The organism is Enterovirga sp. (assembly GCF_028290205.1).
Taxonomy (GTDB): Bacteria; Pseudomonadota; Alphaproteobacteria; order Rhizobiales; family Beijerinckiaceae; genus Enterovirga.
In genome coordinates, this window is the sequence record NZ_JAQGKF010000064.1 from 1 (window position 1) to 5,054 (window position 5,054).

Below are 5,054 nucleotides of genomic sequence, written 5' to 3' on the forward strand. Positions count from 1 at the left end.
CCGGCCCGATCTCGCCGAGCGAGCCCTCCCTGTCGGCGAGGTCTCCGGTGGATGCGAACGCCTGGGCCATGCCGTCCTCCTTGGCCCAACGTTTGTAGCGCAAGCCACGCGGAGGTCCATGGCGGGCCGGGCCCGCCCGGGAGGCTCACGCCCAGGACGCTACAGATTCGTCAGCCGCCGGATGGCATCCCGGTAGCGCCGCCGCACGGGGTCGCGAGCCACGTGCCGGCCCTCCTCGACCACCACCCGGCCGGCCGCCACCACGGTGCGGACCGCCTCCCGGCCCGCCGCGAAGATCCAGGCGTCGAGCCAGCCCTCCGGGCCGGCCCCTGCCAGGGCTGGGTGGTCCGGGTCGAGCAGAACGAGGTCGCAACGCCGGCCCGGCGCCACCGCGCCCACGGGCTGGGCGAGCGCCTGCGCGCCGCCGCGCAACGCCTCCGACAGGAGGCGCGCCCCGGTGGATTCGCCCGGCTCCGTGGTCATCAGGTTGCGGCCGCGCCGGGCGAGCCGCTGCCCGTATTCGAGCTGGCGCAGCTCGCCCGCCGCATCGATGTCGATGTTGGAATCGCTGCCGACGCCGAAGCGCCCCCCGGCCGCCAGGTAGCTCGGCCCCGGGAAGACCCCGTCGCCGAGCGAGGCCTCCGTCACCGGGCACAGGCCCGCGACGGCACCGGAGCGGGCGAGCTGCCCCTCCTCGGCCGCGCTCATGTGCGTGGCGTGGATCAGGCACCAGCGCGCGTCGACCGCGCCGAGGTCGAACAGCAGCTCCACGGGTCGCCGCCCGGTGGCGGCCAGGCACTCCTCCACCTCCCGTTCCTGCTCGGCGACGTGGATGTGGATGGGCCCGTCAGGCACGAGCGCCACCGCGCGGCCGAGATCCTCTGCCGCCACGGCCCGCAGCGAATGGGGCGCGACGCCCATGCAGGCACCGGGCAGCCGCCGGACATGGGTGTGGCACCTCTCCAGGAGCCCGGCAAAGGCGTCGGAGCCGCACAGGAATCGGCGCTGGCCGGGGCTGGCCGGCTGGCCGAAGCCACCCCGGCCATAGAGGGAGGGCAGCAGCGTCAGCCCGATCCCGCTCAGCTCGGCGGCCGCCACGACGCGGCCCGCGAGTTCAGCGGCATCGTCATAGGGCGCGCCGTCAGGCCCGTGATGGAGGTAGTGGAATTCGCCGACAGCCGTGAAGCCGCGCTCCAGCATCTCGACATAGGCGAGCGCGGCGATGGCCTCGACGTCCTCGGGCGTGAGCGCCGCAAGGAAGCGGTACATCACCTCGCGCCAGGTCCAGAAGCTGTCGGCCCCGGGCGAGCGGCGTTCGGCGAGCCCGGCCAGGCCGCGCTGGAAGGCGTGACTGTGCAGGTTGGGCAGGCCCGGCACCGCAATCCCGGACAGGGCGAGGTCACCGGCGCGCCGGGCCACGCCCGCGCTCACGGAGGCGATCAGCGGCCCGTCGAGCTCGAGCCTGACGTCCTGCGCGAAACCGCCGGGCAGCAGCGCGTGGGAGAGATGGACCGCGGTGGGGCGCACCGCCGATCCATGACCGGAGCGGCCCCGCCGATCAACCGCCGACCGCGCTCAGCCCCGCCAGAGAGTCACCGCACGAGGGCGGCGCAGCCGCCGGCTCGCCGGACGACGGCCGGCCATGTCCATGCCCAGGGTTGCGGCGAAACACCCCACCAGACTGCTCACGACCAGAGCGACGAGAAGAAGCTCCACCGGCGATGCTCCACGGCAACAGAGCGGCAGAATAGGCCGGGCTGGTAAATGGATCGTCTACAGGCGCCCGTCGCACCTGCGGCTTCTTGGCTTCGACATCGGCACCTGAGACGATGCTGAGGATTCGACTGTGCTCGACACGGCCTCGGCGCAAATGTCTTCGGCAGGGCGGGATGTGAGCTCGGCTGCCGGCCGGTCTCGACTTGGTCGGCACGCTCGCCCCGTCCGGCTCGGGCGCGCCCATGGCGGCTAGGCCGCGCAGACCCACCGAGTTCGCGAACGCGGTCCGCTAGCGGATGAACTGGGGGTCGGCGAGCTGGGACAGGTCGGGGATCCGCTTGATCACCCCGGCTTGGAGCAGGACGTCCGCGACCTCCTTCGACAAGGCCGCGTGCTCGCTGGCGAAGAAGGTCTTGTTGGCCGCCCTGTCCTGCCAGCGCAGAAGCTTGGCCGATTGTCCGAACGCCTCGGCGCTCTGCTTCACATCGGCGCCCATGATGCCGTAGGCCTTGGCCGGATCCTTGGCGATCATCTCGAGAGCTTCGAAGTAGCTGTCGGCGAGCGCCTTCGCGGCCTTGGGATAGCCGTCCAGGAACCCCGCCATGCAGCCGAACGTGTCCACCACGACCGGGTAGTCGAGCGTGGTGGCGAGGATCCTGCCTGCCTCCGGCCTCGCCCGCAGGGCCGACAGGTAGGGTTCGTAGGTCACCACGGCGTCGTTCTGGCCGGCGATGAAGGCATCCGTGGCCGGCCCGGGTTCCAGGTTGACGATCGTGACGTCCTTGGTGGTCATGCCGTTCTTCGCCAGCATCCAGGCCAGCAGGAAATGCGGCGAGGTCCCTGGCGGCGACGCCGCGACGCTCTTGCCCTTGAGCTCCTTCAGCGACCCGATCTGGGCCCGCACGGCAATGCCGTCCGCGCCGTTGCTCTTGTCGATCTGAAAGATCTGCCGGGTCGTGACCCCGGCCGCCTGCCAGACGATCCAGGTCTCCACCGTGGTGGCCGCGCATTGGATGTCGTTCGATGCCAGCGCGAGATGGCGCGAGGTCTGGGGAATCTTCTTGAGGGTGACGTCGAGGCCGTGCTTGCGGAAGATGCCGGCCTCCCGGGCAAGCGTCAGCGGCCCGAACCCGGTCCAGCCCGAGATGCCGACCGAGACCTTGGTGTCCTGCGCCGCAGCCGCCCCCGCGAACACGAGACCTGCCAGGCACGCCCCGAACCGACGCGTCCTCATCCATCGCTCCCGTGACGATCGCGGCCACGCAACATGCGTCGCCGACCTGAGTCAACGCGGCCCGCGGGGCGCGCCACCAGCATGGCGCGGGCGCGAGCGACATGCGACGTTGCCACCATGACACCTGCTCCAGCCCGGGTCGGCGACAGCGTCGACGCCATCGACACACCGGCGCTCGTGGTCGACCTCACGGCCTTCGAGCACAACCTCGCCCGCATGGCGGCCTTCGCGGCCGAGGCCGGGATCGGGCTGCGCCCGCACGCCAAGACCCATCGCTGTCCGGCGGTGGCCTTGCGTCAGGTGGCAGCCGGGGCTCTCGGCCAGTGCGTCCAGACCGTGGGCGAGGCTGAAGCCATGGTGGCGGGCGGGATTGGGGACGTCATCTGCACCAACCAGATCCTCGGGCCCTCCAAGCTCGACCGCCTCGCGCGGCTCGCCCGCACCGCCCGGATCGGTCTGCTGGTGGATTCCCAGGAGGGGGTGGAGCGCGCCTCGCAGGCGGCCGTCGCGGCCGGAGCGGAGTTCGACATCCTGGTCGAGATCGAGGTCGGAATGGGCCGCTGCGGGGTGGCGCCGGGCCGGCCCGCCGCAGCCCTCGCCCGCCGCGTCGCCGATGCGGCGGGCCTGAGGTTCCGCGGCCTGCAGGCCTATAACGGGCGCGCCCAGCATATTCGGTCGGCGACCGGCCGACGCGACGCGGTGGCGCGCGCCGCCCAGGCCGTGCGCGAGACGCAGGCCGCCCTTGCGGCCGAGGGCCTCACAGCCGCCGTGATCGGGGGCGCCGGCACGGGCACCTTCCGGCACGAGAGTGCGGCCGGATGCTGGACGGAGATCCAGGTCGGATCCTACGTGTTCATGGACCGGGAATATGCCGAGCTCGAAGACGAGAGCGGGCGCCGGGCGCCGGAATTCCAGCACAGCCTGTTCGTGCTGGCCGAGATCATCAGCACGCCGTCCCCCGGACGCGCCATCGCCAATGCCGGATTGAAGGTGCTGACCACTGAGCAGGGCCGCCCGCTCGTCTTCGACCACCCCGACATCGAGGTGACCGGCGTGTCAGACGAGCATGCGGTGCTGACGGGCCCGTCAGGCGCGGCCCTCGCGCTCGGCCAGCGCCTGCGCCTGATCCCTGGCCATTGCGACCCGACGGTCAATCTCCATGACTGGATCGTGGCGGTCCGGGAGGGGCGTGTGGAGGAGGTCTGGCCGGTGGCGGCCCGGGGCGCGAGCCGCTGAGCCGCCCCACACAAAAATGCCCGCCGGGAGGGCGGGCATGCTGGTCTTTCAGATCCGGCGGTGGATCTAGTTGCAGCGGCGCGTGGTCCGGGTGACCATGCGGCCGTAATCGTCACGCTCCCGGACGGTCACCTCGCGGCAGCCGACGCTGCCGGTGGTCAGACCACGGCGGTCGTATCGCGAACCGCGGTCCCCGTCGCGATCGTAGCGGTGGTGGTCCCGGCGCCAGTCGCGCTCACGGTCGCGCTGCCGATCCGAACGAAGGTCGATCTGCGGACCGCCGCGCCCGAGGTCGATGACCTGAGCGGAAGCTGCAGAGGTTCCGAGCATCGCGGCTGCCGCAACCGCGAGAGCTGTGGCTCTCAACATGGTGATCTCCAGATATGCTGTCGGGCTGCAAACGCCCATTCGCAGGTGGAGTTCCAAAACCTCTCTGAATACAGTCGCGGTCTGGCCAAACACCATGCTGGCCAGCGCGCACCCGCGCCGGTCTGACCGGCGCGGGGCTGCGCTTTCGAGCCGACCGCTACTCGGCGGCGGTGTCGGCCGCGTCGTCGCCGAGCGGCAGATCGCCGGGCTCGGCCTTGCGGACCCGGCGGCGGCGCGTCTTGACGCCGTTCGCCTCGGGCTCGCCCGACGTCGGCACGGCGGCAGGGGCCGCAGAGGCCTCGAGCGGGAGGTCCGCTACAGCCGGAGTCCGGACCGGCGTGGTCAGAAAGGCCGGAAGCCCGCCAGCCGCGCCGTCGGAATCGTCGTCAGCAGGGCCAGACCGGCCCTCGGCCCTGGACGGAAGCCCGCGATCGGGACGGCCGTCCCGCTCCGGGCGGGACTCGCGGTCGAACCGAAGCTCCCGCTCGGCGCGGGGCTC

Annotated in this window: 4 protein-coding genes and 1 pseudogene; 1 reads left to right on the forward strand and 4 read right to left on the reverse strand. The window is 71.9% G+C overall.

The window, feature by feature from the left end:
• Positions 1-159: 159 nt before the first annotated feature.
• Together JWR86_RS04495 and JWR86_RS04500 are read right to left on the reverse strand one after the other, a co-directional pair.
• Complete coding sequence (locus JWR86_RS04495) at positions 160-1,527, reverse strand: formimidoylglutamate deiminase (RefSeq protein ID WP_299561352.1); 1,368 nt, start codon at positions 1,525-1,527, stop codon at positions 160-162.
• 478 nt (positions 1,528-2,005) lie between these two features.
• Positions 2,006-2,950: an ABC transporter substrate-binding protein gene (locus JWR86_RS04500; protein WP_299561355.1), complete on the reverse strand. Its 945-nt coding sequence runs from the start codon at positions 2,948-2,950 to the stop codon at positions 2,006-2,008.
• Between the two features lie 117 nt (positions 2,951-3,067).
• On the opposite strand from JWR86_RS04500, the gene JWR86_RS04505 reads away from it, so the two are divergent.
• Positions 3,068-4,186 (forward strand): DSD1 family PLP-dependent enzyme, encoded by a 1,119-nt coding sequence (locus tag JWR86_RS04505; protein WP_299561358.1) that lies wholly within the window; start codon positions 3,068-3,070, stop codon positions 4,184-4,186.
• A 66-nt stretch (positions 4,187-4,252) separates the two neighbouring features.
• On the opposite strand, the gene JWR86_RS04510 is transcribed toward JWR86_RS04505, so the two are convergent.
• Complete coding sequence (locus tag JWR86_RS04510) at positions 4,253-4,555, reverse strand: hypothetical protein (RefSeq protein ID WP_299561361.1); 303 nt, start codon at positions 4,553-4,555, stop codon at positions 4,253-4,255.
• 157 nt (positions 4,556-4,712) lie between these two features.
• Positions 4,713-5,054, reverse strand: a pseudogene (locus tag JWR86_RS04515) (hypothetical protein); the annotation flags it as partial.

Excerpts from the sequence above, each read along its gene's own strand:
- JWR86_RS04500 (WP_299561355.1), bottom strand. The coding sequence starts at position 2,950 with ATGAGGACGCGTCGGTTCGGGGCGTGCCTGGCAGGTCTCGTGTTCGCG.
- JWR86_RS04505 (WP_299561358.1), top strand. The coding sequence starts at position 3,068 with ATGACACCTGCTCCAGCCCGGGTCGGCGACAGCGTCGACGCCATCGAC.
- JWR86_RS04510 (WP_299561361.1), bottom strand. The coding sequence starts at position 4,555 with ATGTTGAGAGCCACAGCTCTCGCGGTTGCGGCAGCCGCGATGCTCGGA.